At 61.2% G+C, this 22453-nt stretch carries 16 protein-coding genes; 9 read left to right on the top strand and 7 right to left on the bottom strand.

Annotated features, from left to right (window positions below; genetic code table 11):
- Window positions 1-12: 12 nt before the first annotated feature.
- A complete protein-coding gene (locus tag AB4P94_RS14430) occupies window positions 13-357 on the bottom strand; it encodes a YggL family protein (RefSeq protein WP_017134776.1) in 345 nt (114 codons plus the stop codon).
- A 237-nt stretch (window positions 358-594) separates the two neighbouring features.
- On the opposite strand from AB4P94_RS14430, the gene dacB reads away from it, so the two are divergent.
- Complete coding sequence (gene dacB, locus AB4P94_RS14425) at window positions 595-2055, top strand: D-alanyl-D-alanine carboxypeptidase/D-alanyl-D-alanine-endopeptidase (RefSeq protein WP_395611082.1); 1461 nt, start codon at window positions 595-597, stop codon at window positions 2053-2055.
- A gap of 127 nt (window positions 2056-2182) precedes the next feature.
- On the opposite strand, the gene AB4P94_RS14420 is transcribed toward dacB, so the two are convergent.
- Window positions 2183-4567, bottom strand: a complete 2385-nt coding sequence (locus tag AB4P94_RS14420) for a diguanylate cyclase (RefSeq protein ID WP_395611081.1) — start codon at window positions 4565-4567, stop codon at window positions 2183-2185.
- A 150-nt stretch (window positions 4568-4717) separates the two neighbouring features.
- Window positions 4718-6982, bottom strand: coding sequence for a bifunctional 23S rRNA (guanine(2069)-N(7))-methyltransferase RlmK/23S rRNA (guanine(2445)-N(2))-methyltransferase RlmL (gene rlmKL, locus AB4P94_RS14415; protein WP_395611080.1), 2265 nt, complete (start codon window positions 6980-6982; stop codon window positions 4718-4720).
- 532 nt (window positions 6983-7514) lie between these two features.
- On the opposite strand from rlmKL, the gene rmf reads away from it, so the two are divergent.
- Window positions 7515-7730: a ribosome modulation factor gene (gene rmf / locus AB4P94_RS14410; RefSeq protein WP_002553055.1), complete on the top strand. Its 216-nt coding sequence runs from the start codon at window positions 7515-7517 to the stop codon at window positions 7728-7730.
- Between the two features lie 241 nt (window positions 7731-7971).
- Here the strand turns inward: rmf and AB4P94_RS14405 are convergent, their stop codons facing one another.
- The 4 genes from AB4P94_RS14405 to sctC all read right to left on the bottom strand — a co-directional run bounded on the left by AB4P94_RS14405 (window position 7972) and on the right by sctC (window position 11583).
- A complete protein-coding gene (locus AB4P94_RS14405) occupies window positions 7972-8991 on the bottom strand; it encodes a quinone-dependent dihydroorotate dehydrogenase (RefSeq protein WP_395611079.1) in 1020 nt (339 codons plus the stop codon).
- 84 nt (window positions 8992-9075) lie between these two features.
- Window positions 9076-9531 carry a transglycosylase SLT domain-containing protein gene (locus AB4P94_RS14400; RefSeq protein ID WP_395611078.1) on the bottom strand — a complete coding sequence of 152 codons (456 nt, stop codon included), beginning with the start codon at window positions 9529-9531 and terminating at the stop codon, window positions 9076-9078.
- Complete coding sequence (locus AB4P94_RS14395; protein ID WP_395611077.1) at window positions 9524-9925, bottom strand: transcriptional regulator; 402 nt, start codon at window positions 9923-9925, stop codon at window positions 9524-9526. The genes AB4P94_RS14400 and AB4P94_RS14395 overlap by 8 nt, the downstream gene beginning before the upstream one ends.
- A 173-nt stretch (window positions 9926-10098) precedes the next feature.
- Window positions 10099-11583, bottom strand: coding sequence for a type III secretion system outer membrane ring subunit SctC (gene sctC, locus AB4P94_RS14390; protein ID WP_395611076.1), 1485 nt, complete (start codon window positions 11581-11583; stop codon window positions 10099-10101).
- Window positions 11584-11830: 247 nt separating this feature from the next.
- Here sctC and AB4P94_RS14385 point away from each other — a divergent pair, with 247 nt between their 5' ends.
- From AB4P94_RS14385 to AB4P94_RS14355, 7 genes are all read left to right on the top strand, one after another.
- Window positions 11831-13057 carry a CmpA/NrtA family ABC transporter substrate-binding protein gene (locus AB4P94_RS14385; RefSeq protein WP_395611075.1) on the top strand — a complete coding sequence of 409 codons (1227 nt, stop codon included), beginning with the start codon at window positions 11831-11833 and terminating at the stop codon, window positions 13055-13057.
- Between the two features lie 13 nt (window positions 13058-13070).
- On the top strand, window positions 13071-13646 hold the full coding sequence (locus tag AB4P94_RS14380) for an ANTAR domain-containing response regulator (protein WP_395611074.1): 576 nt from the start codon (window positions 13071-13073) through the stop codon (window positions 13644-13646).
- Between the two features lie 210 nt (window positions 13647-13856).
- Window positions 13857-15068 carry a nitrate/nitrite transporter gene (locus tag AB4P94_RS14375; RefSeq protein WP_395611073.1) on the top strand — a complete coding sequence of 404 codons (1212 nt, stop codon included), beginning with the start codon at window positions 13857-13859 and terminating at the stop codon, window positions 15066-15068.
- A complete protein-coding gene (locus tag AB4P94_RS14370; RefSeq protein WP_395611072.1) occupies window positions 15068-16738 on the top strand; it encodes a protein kinase in 1671 nt (556 codons plus the stop codon). The genes AB4P94_RS14375 and AB4P94_RS14370 overlap by 1 nt, the downstream gene beginning before the upstream one ends.
- A gap of 232 nt (window positions 16739-16970) precedes the next feature.
- A complete protein-coding gene (gene nirB, locus AB4P94_RS14365; RefSeq protein ID WP_395611071.1) occupies window positions 16971-19424 on the top strand; it encodes a nitrite reductase large subunit NirB in 2454 nt (817 codons plus the stop codon).
- Window positions 19421-19738: a nitrite reductase small subunit NirD gene (gene nirD / locus AB4P94_RS14360; protein WP_395611070.1), complete on the top strand. Its 318-nt coding sequence runs from the start codon at window positions 19421-19423 to the stop codon at window positions 19736-19738. The genes nirB and nirD overlap by 4 nt, the downstream gene beginning before the upstream one ends.
- A complete protein-coding gene (locus AB4P94_RS14355; protein ID WP_395611069.1) occupies window positions 19738-22446 on the top strand; it encodes a molybdopterin-dependent oxidoreductase in 2709 nt (902 codons plus the stop codon). Before nirD ends, AB4P94_RS14355 begins: the two co-directional genes overlap by 1 nt.
- The last annotated feature ends 7 nt before the right edge of the window (window positions 22447-22453 follow it).

The raw sequence follows: 22453 nt of genomic DNA, 5'->3' as shown, positions 1-22453 counted from the left end.
TTTTTTTGAGTATCACTTAGCCGCGTTGATCGGCTTTTCCGGATACCACACGTCCAGCAGCGGGCTGACTTCAGCGCTTTTCAGCTCGCTGCGGCCTTTGAGCCAGCTTTCAACAGCAGCGCGCTGTTCTTCGTTGACCGAACCACGCTTCTGCAGGCAAACCAGACCGAAGTCATCGCCGCCGACATAGCCCAGACCGTTGGCTTCCATGGCTTCTTTGATGAATGCTTCGAGGAAAGCGTCGGTAGCTTCTTCACTCAGGTCTTCTTTGAAGTCCAGGTTCAGTTCGAAACCCAGCTCTTGAAATTCATCAACGCACAGTTTTTTGCGCAGACGCTGGGAACGGTTAGTCGCCATTGGAACAATCCTCTTAAGTAATAACGGGCGGCACTTTAGCAGTTTAAGGCGGCGATTGCCCGACTCTCTGGGACAGGCGGCGCAATGCCGGCAAAAAAAACGCTTAATACCAGCTATCGTTCAGCTACAAGTGGATCCACCTTGGGGCATAATGCCGACACTTTCATGACTAATGAGGGATTTTCTTACACACCCCTCGCCTTTTTCACCCTTCTCAGCAGTAGGGTTTTATTCCTTATGATCAAATCTTTGCGTCCATTTCTGCTTGCCAGCGTTTTGTTGCCACTGGCCTTTTCCGTCACCGCCGCCCCGATCAATAACACCCTGCCGCCGAATGTTCAGCAGGCGCTTCAGAAAGCCAAGATTCCCAATACCTCGCTGTCTCTGGTGATGCTTCCTCTCACCGGCCCCGGCACGCCAACCGTGTTCAACGCCGACGTTTCGGTAAACCCGGCCTCCACCATGAAACTGGTCACCACTTACGCTGCCCTGGAAATGCTCGGCCCCAACCACCAGTGGAAAACCGAGTTCTACACCGACGGCACCCTCAGTGGTGGCGTGCTACACGGCAACCTCTACCTCAAGGGCGGCGGCGACCCCAAGCTGAACATGGAAAAACTCTGGCTGCTGATGCGTGACCTACGCGCCAACGGCGTGCAGCAAGTCACCGGCGACCTGGTGCTCGACCGCAGCTTCTTCAACCAGCCGCAGTTGCCCGAATTCAATGACGACGGCAATGACGAGAACAAGCCGTTCCTGGTCAAGCCGGACGCCTTGCTGGTCAACCTCAAGGCTTTGCGCTTCGTGACCCGCAATGATTCGGGCCGGGTCATCGTGTCGGTGGAACCGCCGATTGCGAGCATTCGCATCGACAACCAGGTGAAAGTCTCCAACGCCAAGCAATGCACCGGCGACGTGCGCTACAGCCCTGTCACCGCCGCCGATGGCAGTGTGACCGTGACCGTCAGCGGCCAATTGGCCGATGGCTGCAGTTCGCAGACTTACCTGTCGCTGCTGGACCACGCCACCTACACCGCCGGCGCCGTGCGCGCGATCTGGCAGGAACTGGGCGGTACCATTCAGGGCCGCGATATTCAGGCGCCGGTACCGAAGGACGCGAAGGTATTGGCCCGTGCGTTTTCGCCGGACCTGGCGGAAATCATCCGCGACATCAACAAATTCAGTAACAACACCATGGCCCAGCAACTGTTTCTGAGTTTGGGCGCGCAGTTCCGCAACGACGCCGACGGCGACGATGCCAAGGCCGCGCAGCGTGTGGTGCGCCAGTGGCTGGCGAAGAAAGGCATCACCGCACCGCACCTTGTGATGGAAAACGGCTCCGGCCTGTCCCGCGCCGAACGGGTCAGCGCCCGTGAGATGGCGGCCATGCTGCAAGCCGCCTGGAAAAGCCCCTACGCCGCCGAATACATCAGCTCGCTGCCGATTGCCGGTACCGACGGCACCATGCGCAAACGCTTGAAAACCACGGCCATGCGTGGTGAAGCCCACGTAAAAACCGGAACCCTGAACACTGTGCGGGCCATTTCCGGGTTCAGCCGCGACAACAACGGCAATACTTGGGTGGTGGTAGCGATCCTCAACGATTCGAAACCGTGGGGCGCATCGTCGGTGCTGGATCAGGTGCTGCTGGACCTGTATCGCCAACCGAAGCTGACGGCGGCGGCACCAGTACTTTAAAGACACTGCAATACCCCTGTGGGAGCGGGCTTGCTCGCGAATGCGGACCGTCAGTCACCAGATGTATTGACTGACCTACCGCATTCGCGAGCAAGCCCGCTCCCACATTTTAGTTTTGCATCGGCCATCAGGCGCGCAACCGCTCCGCCTCTACCCTGTCCCTGCCCGCCTGCTTGGCCACATACACCGCCGAATCCGCGCGCAGCAACAGCCCGTCAGTGCCCTCATCAAGCCGCCAGCTGGCCACACCGAAACTGGCGGTCACCACACCCACTCCCTCCATCGGCGCGCTGCGCAACGACTGCCACAACTCCATGGCCACGCTGTAAGCCTGGTCGGCATCCGTGTTGGGGCACAGCACCACGAATTCCTCACCGCCCAGACGACAAAACACGTCGGTGCGACGCAAACGCTGGCCGATGCGTTTGCATACCTCCTGCAACACTGCGTCGCCCACACCGTGCCCGTGCACGTCATTGATCCGCTTGAAATGATCAATGTCGAGCATGATCAACGACAGCGCCCCCGAAGTGCGATTGAGCCGCAGCATCTCGGCCTTGAGCCGGTCCTGGAAATAGCGGCGGTTATGGATGCCGGTCAGTGCGTCGGTGATCGACAGCGCGCGCAGTTCTTCCTCAACCCGCTTGAGATCGGAAATATCCGACACGTAGCCGTGCCACAGCGTACCGCCGCCCGCCAGCTCTTCAGGCGTTGCCTCACCGCGAATCCAGCGCAGGCCCCGTTGCGGCAACAACACGCGGTACTCTTCGCGCCAATGGCTCAACTGCAGCGCCGACAAACGAATTGACGCCCGCACCCGCTCGGCGTCCTGTGGGTGAATACGTTCGAAGACCTTGTTCGCATCTTGCTGCAACACAGCGGGTTCGATTTCGTAGATATCGCGAATGCCATCGCTGGCATAGATGAAACGCCAGTTGTCTCGCGGCTCCAGGGTGAACTGGAAAATCCCGCCGGGCACATGGGAGCTGAGTTTTTTCAGCAGGCGGTCCCGCACGGCCAGCGCTTCATAGGCGCGCTTCTGCTCCGTGACGTCCAGGTAAATCGCGAGGTGGCCGATCCACAGGCCATGATCATCCAGCAGCACAGTACCGAGCATATTCACGGTCAACGGGCTGTTGTCCTGGCGCAATAGCGTCCACTCGCGAGCTTCGTGCAAGTGATCCGGGCTCTCCACCAACATGGCCTGGCTTGGCGGAATGCGCTTGCCCAAGGCCACACTCAAACTGGCGGCGCGCGCTTCAAGTTCGACGGCCAGGTGCAGGCTTTCGAGGGTCATGCGCCCCAACACTTGCTCTGGCTTGAAGCCCAGCATCTGCTCGGCGCCGGCGTTGAAGGTGTTGATCACACCACGCAAGTCAGTGGCAATGATCGCGACTTGCGTGGCGGCATTCAGCACGCTGCGCAATTGCCCGTGCGCCCCACGCAGTTCCTGCTCGCGCAGGCGCAATTGCACAGTGCGTTGCTCCACCAGTTTCAGTGCGCGCTGGCGCTGGCTGACCAACACGTACAGCAACACGCTGAGCAACAGGCTGAGGAGCCCGCCCATAGTCAGTATGGTGTTCATCGACGAGTGATTGGCCTGGTCGAACACCTGGCTGGTGCGCAAGGTCAGTGCGTACACGTGATCGCCAAGGGTGAGACGGCGCGCCGCCGTGAGGTCACTGTTGCCGACGGCATTGCTGGACGCGTACAGCACACGTTGTTGGGTGTCGGAGGTGTCGACGATCTGCATCACCAGGTTGTCGCGATTGGGTTTGGGCAAGCCGTCGGCTACCAACTGGCGCATGCTGATCACCGCCATCACAAACCCGTAGGGCTCGACCTCAGAGGGTTTGCTGACGGGAGACACCAACAGCACGCCGGCGGCATAGGCCGGTTCCACCCCCACCAATTGCATCGGTTGGGACACCGCAGGCTTGCCGGTTTTTTGCGCCCGTTCAAGCGCCGAGCGCCGCAACGGTTGAGCCAGCAGGTCAAAACCCAACGGTGACCCCAGCAGGCTTTGGGTCTGGCTATACAGCACCGGCACATATTCATCGCGCTCGGAAGCAGGCGCCAGCTCACCCGACGAACTCAGCTCGCGGATGGCGAAGGGAACGCCGCGTTGGCGCGAAATTTCCTGCTCAAACTGGCTGCGCTGGTCCCGAAAAATTCGCGGTGCCCACGCATAGGCACGGGCGCGCAACAGTAAAGGCTGGGCGAAACCGTCGAACTCGGCACGGGAGACATCACTGGAATTGACGAAGAACCTGCGCAGGCTGCCCAAGCGTTGTTCCTGGTCCTCGAAACGCTCCTGCAAGCGGGTGTAACGCTCGTTGACCAGCAACTGGAAACGCTGGCGCACCTGTTGTTGATAGAGGTCAGCCGCCGCCCACGCGACGATCACCGTCAGCGCGCCACCTGCCAATAACACCACCAGTGCCACCAGCCAAGCCGACGCCTGCTCACTGATAAAGCCAAGGATTTTCGGGCGGACGGCTTGTAACGGCATAGGCAACACTCACAACGCCAGCGTGCGGGGGTGTCACTTTGGCTAGGCTTTCAGTTATAGCCACAGGCATTGTGTTTGACCAGCGCAAAAAAGCCGCAAGCCTCGAATAATCAAGGCTTGCGGCTTTTTTGTGCCAACTTGGTGCAGCGATCAGCGCGCGGTGATTTTCCACGCCCGGTGAATCTTCGCGTTACGGGCGAAATCCGGGTCGATGGTTTTGTCGCTGATCTCCTCGACCGCATAGCGTTCGCTGAGGTTGTCCTCCAGCGCGAACTTGCGGAAGTTGTTCGAGAAGTACAGCACGCCGCCCGGCGCCAGGCGCGCCATGGCCAGGTCGAGCAACTGCACGTGGTCGCGCTGCACGTCGAAAATGCCTTCCATGCGCTTGGAGTTGGAGAAGGTCGGTGGGTCGATGAAGATCAGGTCGAACTCATCGCGGCTGGCTTCCAGCCATGCCATCACATCACCTTGCTCCAGACGGTTCTTGTCGGAGAAACCGTTGAGGGAGAAGTTGCGACGCGCCCAGTCCAGGTAGGTCTTGGACAGGTCGACACTGGTGGTGCTGCGCGCGCCGCCTTTGGCCGCGTGCACGCTCGCCGTGGCGGTGTAGCAATACAGGTTGAGGAAGCGCTTGCCGGCGGCCTCTTTCTGGATACGCAGGCGCATTGGGCGGTGGTCAAGGAACAGGCCGGTGTCCAGGTAGTCGGTGAGGTTGACCAGCAACTTCACGCCGCCCTCGCTGACTTCGGTGAACTTGCCCTGGGCGCTCTGGCGCTCGTACTGCTTGGTGCCGCTCTGACGCTCGCGGCGCTTGACCACCACGCGGCTCTTGTCGATGTTCAGGGCCTGAGGAATAGCGGCCAGGGCATCGAACATGCGCGCGGAGGCTTTTTCCGGGTCGATGGATTTTGGCGCGGCGTATTCCTGCACATGGACCCAGTCGTGGTACAGGTCGATGGCCATGGAGTATTCCGGCATGTCGGCGTCGTACACACGGTAGCAATCCACGCCTTCACGCTTGGCCCACTTGCCCAGCAGTTTCAGGTTTTTCTGCAGACGGTTGGCAAACATCTGCCCGCCCTCGCTCAGGCGCGCCTGCTCAACCACAGGTGCCGGTGCCGGTTTGATCGGGTTACCGTTCTTGTTGTACTGGCGCTCTTGCGGCTCGGCCGGGGCTTGGTCGTAAGCGGCTTGCTCACGCTCGGCCTGACGTTGTTCCGGGGTGCGACGTTCGCCCGTGACGAACTGGTCCGGGTTGACCTTGATCAGCAGCAATTTGCACGGCAACGCGCCGTTCCAGAACGAATACTGTTTATGGCTGCGGATGCCCATGCGCTTGCCCAGGTCTGGCGCGCCGGTGAACACCGCGGCTTCCCACCCCATACACGCCTGACGCAGACGCTCGCCGAGGTTCTGGTAGAGGTATAGCAAGCTGGCTTCGTCACCCAAACGCTCGCCGTACGGCGGGTTGCAGATGACCAGGCCTTTCTGGTTCTGGTCCGGGCGCGGCTCGAAGGTGCCGACTTCACCCTGGTACACCTTGATCCAGTGGCTCAGGCCGGCGCGTTCAATGTTGTTGCGCGCGGGCTGGATCAGGCGTGGATCGGCTTCGTAGCCACGGATCCACAGCGGCGGCTTGTTCATGCCGATGGCGGCACGTTCAGCGGCCTCGGCGTGCAGTTTCTTCCACAGCGCCGGGACGTGGCCGAGCCAGGTGGTGAAACCCCACAGTTCACGATTCAGGTTGGGCGCCATGTCGGCGGCGATCATCGCGCCTTCGACCAGGAAAGTGCCCACGCCGCACATCGGGTCGCTCAGCGCGCCGCCTTCGGCAGCAATGCGCGGCCAGCCGGCACGGATCAAAATGGCTGCCGCAAGGTTTTCCTTCAACGGCGCGGCGCCCTGCTGCAAGCGGTAGCCGCGCTGGTGCAGGCTGTGGCCGGACAGGTCGAGGGAAAGAATGGCTTCGCCACGGTCCAGACGCAGGTGGATACGCAGGTCCGGGTTGATCTTGTCGATGGACGGGCGTTCGCCGGTCGGCGTACGCAGCTTGTCGACGATCGCATCCTTGACCTTCAGCGCACCGAAGTGGGTGTTATCGATGCCCGAACCGTGGCCACTGAACTCCACGGCCAACGTGCCGTCGGGCACCATGTGGTCGGCCCATTCGATATCCAGAACGCCGTGGTAGAGGTCTTCGGCGTCCTTCATCGGGAAGCGCTTGAGGACCAGCAACACGCGGTTGGCCAGGCGCGACCAGAGGCACAGGCGGTAAGCGGTTTCCATGTCGGCCATGCCGCGCACGGCCGAGGTGTGCTCGCGGGCTTCCTCAAGGCCAAGCCCGACGGCTTCCTCGATCAGCAGGCCTTCGAGGCCCTTGGGGCAGGTGAGGAAGAGTTCAAAACGGTCCGACATGGGGCATTCCAGGCTTTTCAGCAATAAATGAACGGGCGACGCATCGCCGGCTCGGGTTTTTATCAAGCACTTTTCTTGAAGAGTGCTCGCGTGGCACGAATGTGCCGTTCCACCTCGGCTTCAGGGCATTTGGCCCTTTATTGTCGAAGCAGATAAAAATTTGTAGCAACAAAAAGAAATATTCCGACCCTTCGTCGAATAATAACCGACTGCAACGGGCGGGCATTCTCACTAAAGGATTAAACCCATCCTCTTTGCAGGGCACATCATAGCTGGGTTTGCCTTTTAAATGGGGCGAAAAGCCATCCCAGCTTATGGCTATAGCATCATTATCGTTACGTGCTTATGACAAAACGATCATTGAATCCATGTGACCTATTGGTTAGAACTCAACACAGGTTGACGCCGTAACGACGTCGACACATAGGCTCGCCACGCCGGCAGCGAGCCCACCAACGGCAGAAAAACTCTGCCCGACCTCCCCCCGGGGTCGAAGGATATCTAGACAGTCAACAAGTGAGGGAAACACCCTATGAGAAGACTTAAGCGTGATCCGTTGGAAAGAGCATTTTTACGCGGATATCAATATGGCGTTCATGGCAAATCCCGTGAGCTTTGCCCATTTACTCTACCGTCGGTACGCCAAGCCTGGATCAACGGCTGGCGAGAAGGACGCGGCGACAACTGGGACGGTATGACTGGCACTGCGGGCATCCACAGACTCAACGAACTTCACGCCGTCGGCTAATCAAGGGCACTTAACTCCGACATTAGCACGAATCTGCAACACCTTAACCACGCGCGCCCCATCCGGGCGGCGGGCTTCGGCCCAGGGGCTCCTTTAGGGAGCCCTTTTTAATGGCTGCTAAAAATTACCAGATGCACTCGGACTAAGTGTGGGAGCGGGCTTGCTCGCGAAAGCGGTAGGTCAATAAAACAGTTTTCAACTGAAAGCCCGCTCCCACACAAACCCTCCCACATCAGAAGGCTCAGCGCAGTGCAGCGATTGCATCCACCGCTTCGCGAATCAGCGCCGGGCCTTTGTAGATAAAGCCCGAGTACAACTGCACCAAGCTGGCGCCGGCGGCTATCTTCTCGGCCGCGTGCTTGCCTTCGGTGATACCGCCCACCGCGATGATCGGCAAGCGCCCCGCCAGCTCGGCGGCCAGCACCTTGACGATATGGGTGCTCTGATCACGCACCGGCGCGCCCGACAACCCGCCGGCCTCGTCACCATGGGCCAACCCTTCAACGCCGACACGGCTCAGGGTGGTGTTGGTGGCGATGACCGCGTCCATGCCCGAATCCACTAACGCCTGGGCGACCAGTACGGTTTCATCGTCGCTCATGTCCGGGGCAATCTTGATGGCCAACGGCACGCGCTTGCCATGGCGCACAGCCAGGTCTTCCTGGCGCTGGCGCAAGGCTTCGAGCAGTTGCTTGAGGGAGTCGCCAAATTGCAGGCTGCGCAGGCCCGGGGTATTGGGTGAACTGACGTTAACCGTCACATAGCTGGCATGGGCGTAGACCTTGTCCAGGCAGATCAGGTAGTCATCTACCGCGCGCTCCACCGGCGTGTCGAAGTTCTTGCCGATATTGATACCCAGGATGCCCTTGTACTTGGCCGCCTGAACCCGCGACAGCAGGTGATCAACGCCCAGGTTGTTAAAGCCCATGCGGTTGATGATCGCCTCGGCTTCCGGCAGGCGGAAGATGCGCGGCTTGGGGTTGCCCGGCTGCGGGCGTGGCGTCACGGTGCCGATTTCGACAAAACCAAACCCCAACTGCGCAAAGCCATCGATGGCCGCGCCATTCTTGTCCAGGCCAGCCGCCAGACCGACCGGGTTGGGGAAATCGAGCCCCATCACTGACACCGGCATTTTCGCCGGGGCCTTGCATACCAGGCCATTGAGCCCCAGGCGGCCACCGGCGCCGATCAGGTCCAGGGACAGATCGTGGGACGTTTCCGGGGAGAGTTTGAACAACAGCTGGCGGGCCAGGGTATACATGGGCGGGCTAGACTCGGATGGCGACGATAGGTGGCGCCGATTATAGCCGGGGTGACGGCCCGGGTGCGAGGCGCCATCCAATCATCAGCGGCGTTGCGCAACCAGCGCCTCATAACGGGCCCAGATCTTTTCTGCATAACGCAGGCGCAATGCCGCACGCTCAGGCGCTGCACCCGCGTTGTAGGAACCCACGGCTGTCCAGTTGTAGCCGAACCGTTGAATGAACTCGGCCAGGATCGAGGCGCCCACTTCGACCGATAAACAGGGCTCACTCAACAACCGCTGCTCAGTGATCCCCTGCTTGGCCAGGCGCGGCAGGTGCATGCTGTTGATCTGCATCAAGCCAATATCCCGCGAGCCATCGCTGTTGGCCGTATTCAGCGCCCCCTCACGGTAGCCCGACTCGACCGCAGCAATGGCCTGCAACAACTCAGGCTCGATGTCGTAACGGCGGGCCACGTCATCCCAGCAACCGGCCCAGGCTTGCTGGGCGCCCAACCAGCCACTCAACAACACACTGTTGACCAGGCGCCTAATCATGCGTCACCTGGCCACACGCCAAACAGATGCGTTGCGCCCTGCCCTGCCCAATCTGGCGGGAGGCTTGCTCTTCAACGCTCACCGCACAGGTAAAGCGGTAGCCCCTGCCGTAGATCGTTTTAATGAACCCCTTGTCGGCCTTCAGGTGTTTACGCAACGCATAGATGCAGCGCGTGAGCGACTCCTCCGCAACATCCCCGTGAGGCCAAGCCATCTCCAGCAGATGGTCCTTGGTCATCAGCGCCCCCGCGGAAGCCAGCAGCAGGTACAACACATGCCATTCCTTGGGCGGCAATTGAATATCCACGCCTTCGCCGGTCAACCGGCCATCGCCATGCAAGGTCCACCCGGCAAAAAACCGTGAGGCTGTCAGCCCATCACTGTCGAGGGTCATACACACCTCTGCATTCGACTACTGACATTGAATTCCTTACTTCCCGAAACGGCCGATACGCCAATGCCGCGACTATAAAAACCTGAGCCCCGCACAACCTTAGGAAAAAGCCTATGTAATCGAGGCTTTTGGCAGGCGCCACGTAGGACTTTTCACCATCGCCAACCGCAACGTCATTCCATTGCCGGGCTTTCATGGTTTTCCCGCACAAACGCGCGCTGCACCCGCTCATATTGACTTTGTGTCAGCGCCGGAGGCCCGATCGCGCCGGCCAGCAGCCTGGGCTCGTTCCCAACCGCCCGGGCCTGGATCACAAACAGTCGCACCTCGGCACGTCGATTGCGCACACCCCCTTCGTCCTCACGCCGGAAACCACCCAGCCAAAGGCGTCGGCCCTGGGGCACACGCACGACCGTGCTGACCCCCACACGCCCCACCGCCGCCGCTGAATCAGGCTTGGGTTTACCCCCCATCTGCCGCTCATCCTCAAGGGTCAGCTGCATTTCAATCTCGTTGGCTTGCGCAAAGCGCGGCAGCACACTGGCTTGCGTGCCATACAACACGGGCTGCAACTCAGTGCTATCACCTGCGGGCCTGGGCAGGTAGAAGGTATGGCTGTCCTGGAAAACCGCCGGCACGTTTTCCTGGGTGAGGACCACCGGAAACGCGACAACGCGGGCTTTGCGGCGCCGCTCCAGTGCAATGAGCTGCGCCATCAAACGGTTATCTTCCAGGGGTTCCACTACATGGGTCGGCGCCGCCGTGGTGTTACCTGCCGGGGCCCAGGCCACGTCCATTTTCTGCAGCTCGTCACGGTCCACGTCCACCCGCCATAGCGACACCTCAATCGCCCGCTTGGGTTTGTCGAGCTCCGCCACCAGTTCCTCCAGCGCCTTGACCTGGGCAGGCTTACCTTTGACCAGCAGGCTATTGGAGTCGGGGTATGCGATCACCACCAGGCTCTTGTCGGCCAACACGCTTCGGGGCGGCTTCGCATTCGCCTTCTGCTCGATGGCCAGCAGGGTTTCGATCGTTGAGGCCATGCCCGGGACCGTGATCTTTTCATGGCCCATGACGTACTGACGGTCGGTAACGTGGGTATTGAATACCTGCACCACGCCAAAGGTCTGGGCGCCCACGCGCACCTCGGTACGTTGCCTGTCCATCAACTGGGCCAGGTGCAGCACCTGATCCACATAATTGGGCGGGCCGGTCACATAGAACGTCTGTGCGCCGCTTTCCCTGAGGGGATAGCGCGATTCATCCAGCCCGGAACGGCGCATGAAGGTGCGCAACCTGTCAGCCGAGATATGCCGCAACGCCACTGCCGAGCTTTTCGCCTCACCCGCGTCATACACGTAAAACGCCTGCCCGTCGCTATACCAGATCAGGCCTTGCTGCTCGGCGACCACTTCCAGCGTTCGCTGCGCCGCGCCCAAATCGAAGGCACCGGAAATGCGTTTGCGCGCCACATCGCGGCTGACGACGACGGGAAGCCCCAGGGGCACCGACAACACAGTAAAAAAGGTGTGCAGGCTTTCATCCCGGGCCTGGTAGCTCTCTGCCTGGGCGTGAACATTGACGGACACTAACGCAAGGCACAGCAGCCACCGGCACAACCAGTGGCCGCTCAACATTGCCGGAGAATCGATAGACACCGTGGGGTTCCTGGCAGTCTGGCGTAAAGAGGCGGCCATACTGAGAGGCCGTCGGCTTTCAATCTTGATGGAAAGCTGACGGCAAACTACGCCTTACTGCCCGTGGCATGTGCCTTGCTACAGACACTGCATCAAAGCGCGCGCCAACGTCGGAGCGGGCTTACGGGCAAAGGCGTCGTTACCCACAATGGCTTGTACTGCCATCTCAGAGAACGACGCTTTTTTTTGAGAGAAAAGGTAGGTGTTGATGAACGATTCGGTCGGCAACAGCCCGGTGAACACTTCGCTGGCCTGGGTAAATGGCAGTGATGCCCCGGAAAAGAGCAGCCTGAACCTTGGCTTCATGGCCCTGACCGATTGCGCCTCACTGGTCGTCGCCGCGACCCAGGGCTTTGCCCAACCCTACGGGCTGACACTGAACCTCAAGCGTCAATCATCCTGGGCCAACTTGCGTGACAAGCTGGTGAGTGGCGAACTGGACGCTGCCCACAGCCTGTACGGGCTGATCTACGCCGTGCACCTGGGCATCGGTGGCGTCGCGCCTACCGACATGGCCGTGCTGATGGGCCTGAACCAGAACGGCCAGAGCATCAACCTGTCCCACGGCCTGCAGCAGCAAGGCGTGATCACTCCTGAGGCGCTGGACCGTCACGTGCACCAAAGCCGCACAAAACTGACCTTCGCCCAGACATTTCCCACAGGCACCCATGCCATGTGGCTGTATTACTGGCTGGCGAGCCAAGGCATCCACCCGTTGCAGGATGTGGACAGTGTGGTGGTGCCACCGCCGCAGATGGTCGCGCACCTGCAAGCCGGGCGTATCGACGGTTTTTGTGTGGGCGAACCCTGGTGCGCCAGCGCCGTAAAGCAGAACCAGGGCTTTACCCTGGCGACCACCCAGGCGATCTGGCCGGACCACCCGGAAAAGGTCCTCGGCTGCACCCAGGCCTTCGTTGATCAGTATCCCAATACCGCCCGCATACTGGTCATGGCGATTCTTGAAGCAAGCCGCTTTATCGAAGAAAGCCAGGAAAACCGCCGCTCCACGGCACAACTGCTCAGCGCCCGTGACTACCTCGACGCGCCGCTGGACTGCATCGAACCCCGCTTGTTGGGCGCTTACGACGACGGCTTGGGCAACACCTGGCAAGACCCCCACGCGCTGCGCTTTTTCGGCGATGGCGAGGTAAACCTGCCCTACCTGTCCGACGGGATGTGGTTCATGACCCAATTTCGACGCTGGGGCCTGCTGCGCGAAGACCCGGACTACCTCGGCGTCTCCCGTCAGGTACAACAACTGGCCCTGTATCGCCAGGCCGCCGCTGCCATCGGCGTGCCGGCGAACAGCCAAGACCTGCGCAGCAGCCAGTTGATCGACGGCAAGATCTGGGACGGTACTGACCCTGCCACCTACGCCCGCAGCTTTCGCTTGCATGCCATGGCTGACCACGCCGGCCGCCAAGCCTTGCGCTGACAGGAGAACGGATATGTTGCGAATCCTGTTGATAGACGACACCCCGCGCAAGGTCGGGCGCCTCAAGGCCGCGCTGACCGAGGCCGGGTTCGAGGTGATCGATGAGTCCGGCCTGACCATCGACCTGCCTGCACGCGTCGAAACGGTGCGCCCGGACGTGATTCTGATCGATACCGAGTCACCCGGCCGCGACGTCATGGAGCAAGTGGTACTGGTCAGCCGCGACCAGCCACGGCCGATCGTGATGTTTACCGACGAGCACGACCCGAACGTGATGCGCCAGGCGATCAAGTCCGGGGTCAGCGCCTATATTGTCGAAGGCATCCAGGCCCAGCGCTTGCAGCCGATCCTCGACGTGGCCATGGCGCGCTTCGAGAGTGACCAGGCCCTGCGTGCCCAGCTCCAGGCCCGCGACCAGCAGCTCGCCGAGCGTAAGCGCATCGAACTGGCCAAGGGCATGCTGATGAAAATGAAGAGCTGCAATGAAGAAGAGGCCTACACACTGATGCGCCGCCAGGCCATGAGCCGCCAGCAGAAACTGATCCAGGTGGCGGAGCAGATTATCGCCATGAGCGAGCTGCTCGGCTGATCTGGCTCAGCTCTTGCTAAGCATTCATCACAGGTAGCCAACGGCGGTTGCCCCTCCACGACAAAGACGTCGCACATCCGGTTTGCCCTCGCGAACCCGGTGGCGGCGTTTTTTCGTTTTGGCCCCAGAGCGTGGGGCCGGTGGGGCGGCCTTTAGCCGGCGACCCCATCACTCGGCCTTCTTAAAAGACCCCAACCGTTGAGGTGCGTGATGAAATCAAGCTTCTGGAAATCCGGGCACACCCCGACCCTGTTTGCCGCGTTCCTGTATTTCGACCTGAGCTTCATGGTCTGGTACCTGCTCGGCCCTCTGGCGGTGCAGATTGCCGCCGACCTGCACCTGACCACCCAACAGCGTGGCCTGGTAGTGGCGACGCCGATATTGGCAGGCGCGGTGCTGCGCTTTTTGATGGGCATGCTGGCCGACAAGCTGTCGCCCAAGACCGCCGGGCTGATCGGCCAGGTGATTGTGATCGCGGCGCTGTTTGGCGCCTGGAAGCTCGGTATTCACAGTTATGAGCAGGCGTTGTTGCTGGGCGTGTTCCTGGGTATGGCCGGCGCGTCCTTTGCCGTCGCCCTGCCCTTGGCCTCCCAGTGGTACCCGGCTGAACATCAAGGCAAGGCCATGGGTATCGCCGGCGCCGGCAACTCAGGCACCGTGTTTGCTGCCTTGCTGGCACCGGTGCTCGCCGCCGCGTTTGGCTGGAGCAACGTGTTCGGCTTTGCGCTGATTCCGCTGGTGATCACCCTGATCGTCTTCGCCTGGCTGGCGCGCAATGCGCCGCAGCGCCCGAAAGCCAAGTCCATGGCTGACTACTTTAAAGCCTTGGGCGACCGCGACAGCTGGTGGTTCATGTTCTTCTACAGCGTGACCTTCGGTGGTTTCATTGGCCTGGCCAGCGCCCTGCCCGGTTATTTCAACGACCAGTACGGCTTGAGCCCGGTCACCGCCGGCTACTACACCGCCGCCTGCGTGTTCGGCGGCAGCCTGATGCGCCCCTTGGGCGGCGCCCTGGCCGACCGTTTCGGCGGCATTCGCACCCTGCTCGGCATGTACAGCGTGGCGGCGATCTGCATCGCGGCGGTGGGCTTTAATCTGCCGAGTTCCTACGCGGCACTGGCGCTTTTCGTTTGCACCATGCTCGGCCTCGGGGCAGGAAACGGCGCAGTGTTTCAACTGGTGCCCCAACGCTTTCGCCTTGAAATAGGCGTGATGACCGGGCTGATCGGCATGGCCGGCGGCATCGGTGGCTTTGCCCTGGCGGCGGGCATGGGCGCGATCAAACAGAGCACCGGCAGCTATCAACTGGCCCTGTGGTTGTTTGCCAGCCTCGGCGTGCTGGCCTGGTTTGGCCTGCATGGCGTCAAACGTCGCTGGAGAACCACCTGGGGTTCGGCCGCCGTGACCGCCGCACGCGTCTGATGAGCCTGCAACTGAGCATCGCCCAGGCCAGCGCCATTGGGCCGCGGGCAGAAAACCAGGACGCGCTGCGGGTGGTCACGCCCGTGGCGGAACTGGCCGCGAGCAAAGGCTACCTCTGCGCACTGGCCGACGGCGTCAGCCAGTGCGCCGACGGCGGCCTGGCCGCACGCTCGACCCTGCAGGCGCTGGCCCTGGACTACTACGCTACGCCGCAAACCTGGGGCGTGGCCCAGGCGCTCGAACGTTTGTTGCTCGCGCAAAATCGCTGGTTGCAAGCCAACGGGGGTGGCCAACCCCTGCTGACCACCCTCAGCGCCCTGGTGTTTCGCGGCCAGCGTTTCACCTTGGCCCACGTTGGTGATTGCCGGGTGTATCGCTGGCTCGACGACGAATTGCAGCGCATCAGCGAGGACCATGTGTGGGAACAACCGGGCATGCAACATGTGCTCAAGCGCGCCCTCGGCCTGGATCAACACCTGGTGCTGGATTTCATGGATGGCGAACTGCGCGAGGGCGAATGCTTCCTGCTGCTCAGTGACGGTGTGTGGGCCACCCTCGGCGATCACAGCATTTGCGCGATCCTGCGCGAGCAAGCCGACCTTGAGGTGGCGGTCAACACACTGGTCAATGCTGCACACCTGGCCGGTAGCCTGGACAATGCCAGCGCCCTGCTGGTACGCGTCGATGAACTCGGCGCGGCGACCCTCGGCGATGCATTGGTGCAGTTGCAGCAATGGCCATTGCCACCGTTGCTCAAACCCGGTCAACGCTTTGAAGGCTGGCACGTTGAAAGCGTGCTGGCGCAGAGCCGACAGTCTTTGCTGTACCGGGTCCGTGATACCCAGCAGCAACCCTGGCTGCTGAAAACCTTGCCCCTCAATCGCGACGATGACAGCGACGCCGGCCAGGCGTTGCTGTCGGAGGAGTGGTTTTTGCGACGTGTTGCCGGGCGTGCATTTCCTGAAGTGCATGCCGCCAGCGGGCGCCAGCATTTGTACTACGTGATGCGTGAATATTCCGGGCAAACCCTTGCGCAGCTGTTCAAGCAACAAGGCCCGTTACCGCTTGCGCAATGGCAGTCCATCGCCGAGCGCTTGCTGCGGGCGGTGGGCATGCTGCATCGCCGGCAGATCCTGCACCGCGATATCAAGCCGCAGAACCTGCTGTTGGGCGACGATGGCGAACTGCGGGTGCTGGACTTCGGCCTGGCCTACTGCCCGGGGCTCTCTGAAGACCGCGCCCATTTGCTGCCCGGCACCCCGAGCTTTATCGCGCCCGAGGCATTCGGTGGTGATCGGCCTACACCGCAACAGGATTTATACAGCGTCGGCGTGACCTTGTATTACTTGCTGACCGGGCACTATCCCTACGGTGAAATCGAAGCATTTCAACGGCCACGTTTCACTCAGGCTGTCAGCGCCAGCCGCTACCGTCCCGATTTGCCGGACTGGTTGCCTCTCAGCCTGGACCGGGCCGTGGCCGCCCAACCGGCGCAGCGTTATGAAACCGCCGAAGAATGGTTGCTCGTGCTGGAGCAGGCCGATCGCCGCGAACTCAGCGTTCGGCCAAGGCCTTTGCTGGAGCGCGAGCCGCTGAAGGTCTGGCAAACCCTGGCGATGGCGTCGTTATTGTTCAATCTGGTGCTGCTGTACTGGCTGTTGCACCACTAAAGCGCGAAAAGCCACTGAACGCCGGGCAAAGGGCCAATAAAACCGGGCTTCATCGGACTTGGCACAACCACTGCATTACTCAACCCAACAACAGACATATAGCCGCCCCTTCAACGTCGAAGGGCCGAGCTTCCCGAGAGAACGGGACCAGGACAAAGGCGTCCTCGCTAGGTAACTAGCGGGGCGCCTTTTTTGTTTGCGCGTGATTTGTCGAGCCATTGCGGAGAACGACATGAAAAAACTCAAATTAGTGATGATCGGCAACGGCATGGCCGGGGTTCGCACCCTTGAAGAATTGCTCAAGCTGAGCAGTGACCTGTACGACATCACCGTGTTCGGCGCCGAGCCCCACACCAACTACAACCGTATTCTGCTGTCGCCGGTGCTGGCCGGTGAGCAGACCTTCGAAGAGATCGTGCTCAACGACCTGGCTTGGTACCTGGACAACAACATCAAGCTGTTGCTCAACCGCAAGGTGGTGCAGATCGACCGCGTCAAACGCATCGTCATCGCCGAGGACGGCACCGAAGCCGAGTACGACCGTCTGTTGATTGCCACCGGCTCGACGCCGTTTATCCTGCCGATCCCGGGCAATACGTTGCAGGGTGTGATCGGCTACCGCGACATCGCCGACACCCAGGCGATGATCGACGCCGCCAGGACGCACAAGCACGCAGTCGTGATCGGCGGCGGGCTGCTCGGCCTCGAAGCCGCCAACGGCCTGATGCTGCGCGGCATGCACGTGACCGTGGTGCATATCGGCGAATGGCTGCTGGAGCGGCAACTGGACAAGACCAGTGGGCAATTGCTGCAAACCGAACTGGAAAGCCGTGGTCTGGTGTTTCGCCTGTGCGAACAAACCCAGGCGTTGCACGATGCCGGCAATGGCCGGGTCGGCTCGGTGCAATTCAAGAATGGCGACATCATTCCCGCCGACCTGGTGGTGATGGCCGCCGGCATTCGCCCCAACACCGAGCTCGCGGAAAAATCCGGCATCCCGTGCAACCGAGGGATTCTGGTCAATGACACCCTGCAAACCTACGACCCGCGCATCTATGCGATCGGCGAATGCGCCAGCCATCGCGGGATCGCCTATGGGCTGGTGGCGCCGTTGTTCGAACAGGCCAAGGTCTGCGCCAACCACCTCGCTCAGCTCGGTTTCGCCACCTATAAAGGCTCGGTCACGTCGACCAAATTGAAAGTCACCGGCATCGACCTGTTTTCCGCCGGCGACTTCATGGGCGGCGAAGGCACCGAGACCATCACCCTCTCTGACCCGATTGGCGGCGTGTACAAAAAACTGGTGATCAAGGACGACATCCTCGTCGGTGCCTGCCTGTACGGCGACACCGCCGATGGCGGCTGGTATTTCCGCCAGATCCGTGAGAACCATGCCATTGGCGAGATCCGCGATCACCTGATGTTCGGCGAAAACGCCCTGGGTGACGTAGGCCACCAAGGTCAGGACAAAGCCATGAGCATGGCCGACAACGCCGAAGTCTGCGGCTGCAACGGCGTGTGCAAAGGCACCATCGTCAAAGCGATCCAGGAACAGGGACTGTTCAGCGTCGACGAGGTGAAAAAACACACCAAGGCCGCCAGCTCCTGCGGGTCCTGCGCAGGCTTGGTGGAGCAAATCCTGATCAACACCGTGGGCGGCGCGGCCGACGTCAAACCGAAAAGTGAAAAAGCCATCTGCGGTTGCAGCGACCTCAACCACGGGCAGATTCGCCAGGCCATTCGCGACCAACACCTGCTGACCATCGCCGGCACCATGAGTTACCTGAACTGGCGCACCCCGAACGGCTGCGCCACCTGCCGCCCGGCACTCAACTACTACCTGATTTCCACCTGGCCCGGCGAGGCGAAAGACGACCCGCAATCGCGCCTGATCAACGAACGCGCCCACGCCAACATTCAGAAAGACGGCACTTACTCTGTAGTCCCGCGGATGTGGGGCGGGGTGACCAACCCTTCAGAGCTGCGCCGTATTGCCGACGTGGCCGACAAGTACAACGTGCCGATGGTCAAGGTCACCGGCGGCCAGCGCATCGACCTGCTCGGCATCAAGAAACAGGACTTGCCGGGTGTCTGGAAGGACCTCGACATGCCGTCCGGCCACGCCTACGGCAAATCCATCCGTACCGTGAAGACCTGTGTCGGCAGCGAGTTCTGCCGCTTCGGTACACAGAACTCCACGCAGCTGGGCATCGAGCTGGAGCATGACCTGTTCAACATGTGGTCGCCACACAAGGTGAAGCTGGCGGTGTCTGGTTGCCCACGCAATTGCTCGGAAGCCGGCATCAAGGACGTAGGCATTATCGGCGTCGATTCCGGCTGGGAGATGTACATCGGCGGCAACGGCGGGATCAAGACCGAAGTCGCAGAGTTTTTCGTCAAGCTCAAAACCGCCGAGGAAGTGCGCGAGTACAACGGTGCTTTCCTGCAGTTGTACCGCGAAGAAGCCTTCTATCTGGAGCGCACCGTGCACTACCTGCAACGGGTGGGCATGGAGCACATCAAGAAGGCTGTGCTGGAAGACCCGGAACGGCGCAAGGCGCTTAACGAACGGCTGCAGTTCTCGCTGTCGTTTGAACAGGACCCGTGGAAGGAGCGCCTGGAACAGCCGCTGCTGAAGAAGGAATTCGATGTCATCCCCGTCAAACAGCTGGAGGTGCCGGCATGAACTGGCTGGATATCTGCGCCCTCGATGAAATCAACGCCTTGGGCTCGCGCATCATCAATGGGCCAAAAGGCGACATCGCGATTTTTCGTACCAGCGACGACGAAGTTTTCGCCCTCGACGACCGTTGCCCGCACAAGGGTGGCCCACTGTCCCAAGGCTTGATCTACGGCAAACGCGTGGCGTGCCCGCTGCACAACTGGCAGATCGACCTGGCCTCCGGCGAGGCCCAGGCCCCCGACGTTGGCTGCGCCCACCACCACCCGGCCCGAGTGGAAAACGGCCGGGTGATGCTGGCCCTGCGGGATGCCGGTTGATGAACCGCCAGACCACCGCGTCCACCTGCTGTTATTGCGGGGTGGGTTGCGGCGTGCTGATCGAGCATGACGGCTCGCAGATCCTGGGGGTGCAGGGCGACCCGAGCCACCCGGCGAACTTCGGCAAGTTGTGCAGCAAAGGTTCCAGCTTGCACTTGACTGGCGACTTGAATGCCCGCGCCCTGTACCCGGAATTGCGCTTGGGCAAAGGCTTGGCGCGTGCCCGCACCGACTGGGATACCGCGCTGGAACACGCGGCCAATGTGTTCGCCGAGACCATCGCCGAACACGGGCCGGACAGCGTGGCGTTTTACATCTCCGGGCAATTGCTCACCGAGGATTACTACAGCTTCAACAAGCTGGCACGAGCATTGGTCGGCACGAACAACATCGATAGCAACTCTCGGCTGTGCATGTCTTCGGCAGTGGTCGGCTACAAGCGCAGCCTGGGGGCCGACGCCCCGCCATGCAGCTATGAAGACCTTGAGTCCAGCGACTGCGTGATGATCGTCGGCAGCAATATGGCCTACGCCCACCCGGTATTGTTCCGACGCCTGGAAGAAGCCAAAGCGCGACGCCCACAGATGAAAGTGCTGGTGATCGACCCACGGCGGACGGACACCTGCGATTTGGCTGACCTGCACCTGGCAATCTTGCCCGGGACGGATGTGGCGCTGTTCCATGGGATTTTGCATCTGCTGCTGTGGGAAGACTGGATCGACCGTGACTTCATTCAGGCCCATACCGAAGGAATGGCCGAGTTGAAGCGGCTGGTGCATGACTACACACCGCAAATGGTCACGCAGCTGTGCGGGATCAGCGTCGAGCAACTGCGCCTGTGCGCGGAATGGGTGGGTACCTCCGGCAGTTTTCTCTCGTTGTGGTGCATGGGGCTGAACCAGTCCACCGCCGGCAGCGCGAAAAACAGCGCGCTGATCAACCTGCACCTGGCCACGGGCACCCTTGGCCGGCCGGGCTGTGGTCCGTTTTCCCTGACCGGGCAGCCGAATGCCATGGGCGGGCGCGAGACCGGGAGCTTGTCGAATTTGTTGCCGGGTCATCGAGAGGCTGCGAACCCTGAGCACCGGGCGGAGGTCGCCGCTTACTGGGGCGTTGATTCATTGCCGGCACCGACCGGGCTGACGGCCATTGAGCTGTTTGAGCAGGTCCAGGCAGGCAAGATCAAGGCGCTGTGGATTGCCTGCACCAACCCCGCGCAATCCTTGCCGGACCAGAACGCCGTGCGCGCTGCGTTGGCGGCGTGCCCATTTGTGGTATTGCAGGAAGCCTTTCGCACCACCGAAACCGCAGCCTACGCCGACTTGCTGTTACCCGCTGCCAGTTGGGGGGAGAAGGAAGGCACCGTCACCAATTCCGAGCGGCGAATTTCCCACGTACGCCGTGCCATCCTCCCACCGGGAGAGGCACGGCCGGACTGGGCCATTACTGTGGATTTCGCACAACGCCTTGAGAAACGCTTGCGTCCGGGGTCCGCCAGCTTGTTCGCCTTTGAAAGGCCGGCACAGGTCTTTGATGAATATAAGGTGCTGACCCGCGGCCGTGACCTTGACGTGTCAGGCATCAGCCATGCCCTGCTGGACCAGGTCGGGCCGCAACAATGGCCATTTCCTGAGGGCGCACGCAGCGGGACGCCTCGCCTGTATACCGATGGCGTGTTTCCGACTATCAGCGGCCGCGCGCAATTTATCGCCGACCCTTACCGCGCCGCCAAGGAGCAGCGTGACGCTCGCTTCCCGCTGACCTTGATCACCGGGCGCCTGCGCGACCAGTGGCACGGCATGAGCCGCACCGGTACAGCGGCGCAGCTATTCGGGCATGTCAGTGAAGCGCTGTTGAGCCTGCACCCGGATGAGTTACGGCGCCACCGCCTCAAGGAAGGCGATTTGGTCAACCTCAAGAGCCGTCGCGGCGCTGTAATCGTCGCTGTCAGCAGTGATGACAGCGTGCGCCCGGGCCAGGCGTTTCTGCCGATGCATTGGGGCGACCGCTTTCTCAAGGGCGGCGTCAATGCCCTCACGCAGCCAGCGTTCGACCCTTTGTCGAAGCAACCGGAACTCAAACACAGCGGCGTACGCCTGGAAGCGGTGCAATTGCCATGGCAGCTGTTTGCATTGATCGAAGGTAACGTTCAGCAACACTTTGACGCCCTGCGACCTCTGTGCGAGGGCTTTGCCTACGTCAGCCTGAGCCTGACGGGGCGTGAACGGCCAGCCTTACTCCTGCGTGCGGCGCATACCGAGGCGCCCGACCTGCAATGGCTTACCCGAATCGATGAACTGCTGGGCCTCAACGACGGCCCGGTGATGGCCTACGACGACCCGCGCCGCTCAATCGGCAAGCGCGTGAAGATCGAGAAAGGCCGCATCACGGCCCTGCGCCTGGCCGGTGAAACCCTGGCACGGCACTGGCTGCAGAGCCTGTGGCTGGAAGGCCGCACCGACGATCAACTGCGCCGCTGGCTTCTGGCTCCATTGAGCGCACCGCCAGGTGGCACGGCGGCCAGCAGCAAGATTCTGTGCAATTGCAAAAACGTCAGCGAGAGCACGGTGTGCGCCGGCATTGCCCGTGGCTTGGGCCTGGATGAACTCAAACAGGCACTCGGCTGTGGCACGCAATGCGGCTCTTGTGTGCCGGAAATCAAACGTCTTTTGGCCAGTAACCCACAGCCAATCGCAATCAGTGTGTGAGGGGAAA

This window comes from Pseudomonas sp. B22129, from assembly GCF_044218875.1.
In the GTDB taxonomy this organism is placed as follows: Bacteria; Pseudomonadota; Gammaproteobacteria; order Pseudomonadales; family Pseudomonadaceae; genus Aquipseudomonas.
Note: the sequence above shows the minus strand (reverse complement) of the source record. Positions and strands in the feature narration are given on the sequence as shown.

Bases quoted from the DNA above. Each gene is read 5' to 3' on its own strand.
- AB4P94_RS14430 (WP_017134776.1), bottom strand. From the start codon at position 357: ATGGCGACTAACCGTTCCCAGCGTCTGCGCAAAAAACTGTGCGTTGAT.
- dacB (WP_395611082.1), top strand. From the start codon at position 595: ATGATCAAATCTTTGCGTCCATTTCTGCTTGCCAGCGTTTTGTTGCCA.
- AB4P94_RS14420 (WP_395611081.1), bottom strand. From the start codon at position 4,567: ATGCCGTTACAAGCCGTCCGCCCGAAAATCCTTGGCTTTATCAGTGAG.
- rlmKL (WP_395611080.1), bottom strand. From the start codon at position 6,982: ATGTCGGACCGTTTTGAACTCTTCCTCACCTGCCCCAAGGGCCTCGAA.
- rmf (WP_002553055.1), top strand. From the start codon at position 7,515: ATGAGAAGACTTAAGCGTGATCCGTTGGAAAGAGCATTTTTACGCGGA.
- AB4P94_RS14405 (WP_395611079.1), bottom strand. From the start codon at position 8,991: ATGTATACCCTGGCCCGCCAGCTGTTGTTCAAACTCTCCCCGGAAACG.
- AB4P94_RS14400 (WP_395611078.1), bottom strand. From the start codon at position 9,531: ATGATTAGGCGCCTGGTCAACAGTGTGTTGTTGAGTGGCTGGTTGGGC.
- AB4P94_RS14395 (WP_395611077.1), bottom strand. From the start codon at position 9,925: ATGACCCTCGACAGTGATGGGCTGACAGCCTCACGGTTTTTTGCCGGG.
- AB4P94_RS14385 (WP_395611075.1), top strand. From the start codon at position 11,831: ATGAACGATTCGGTCGGCAACAGCCCGGTGAACACTTCGCTGGCCTGG.
- AB4P94_RS14380 (WP_395611074.1), top strand. From the start codon at position 13,071: ATGTTGCGAATCCTGTTGATAGACGACACCCCGCGCAAGGTCGGGCGC.
- AB4P94_RS14375 (WP_395611073.1), top strand. From the start codon at position 13,857: ATGAAATCAAGCTTCTGGAAATCCGGGCACACCCCGACCCTGTTTGCC.
- AB4P94_RS14370 (WP_395611072.1), top strand. From the start codon at position 15,068: ATGAGCCTGCAACTGAGCATCGCCCAGGCCAGCGCCATTGGGCCGCGG.
- nirB (WP_395611071.1), top strand. From the start codon at position 16,971: ATGAAAAAACTCAAATTAGTGATGATCGGCAACGGCATGGCCGGGGTT.
- nirD (WP_395611070.1), top strand. From the start codon at position 19,421: ATGAACTGGCTGGATATCTGCGCCCTCGATGAAATCAACGCCTTGGGC.
- AB4P94_RS14355 (WP_395611069.1), top strand. From the start codon at position 19,738: ATGAACCGCCAGACCACCGCGTCCACCTGCTGTTATTGCGGGGTGGGT.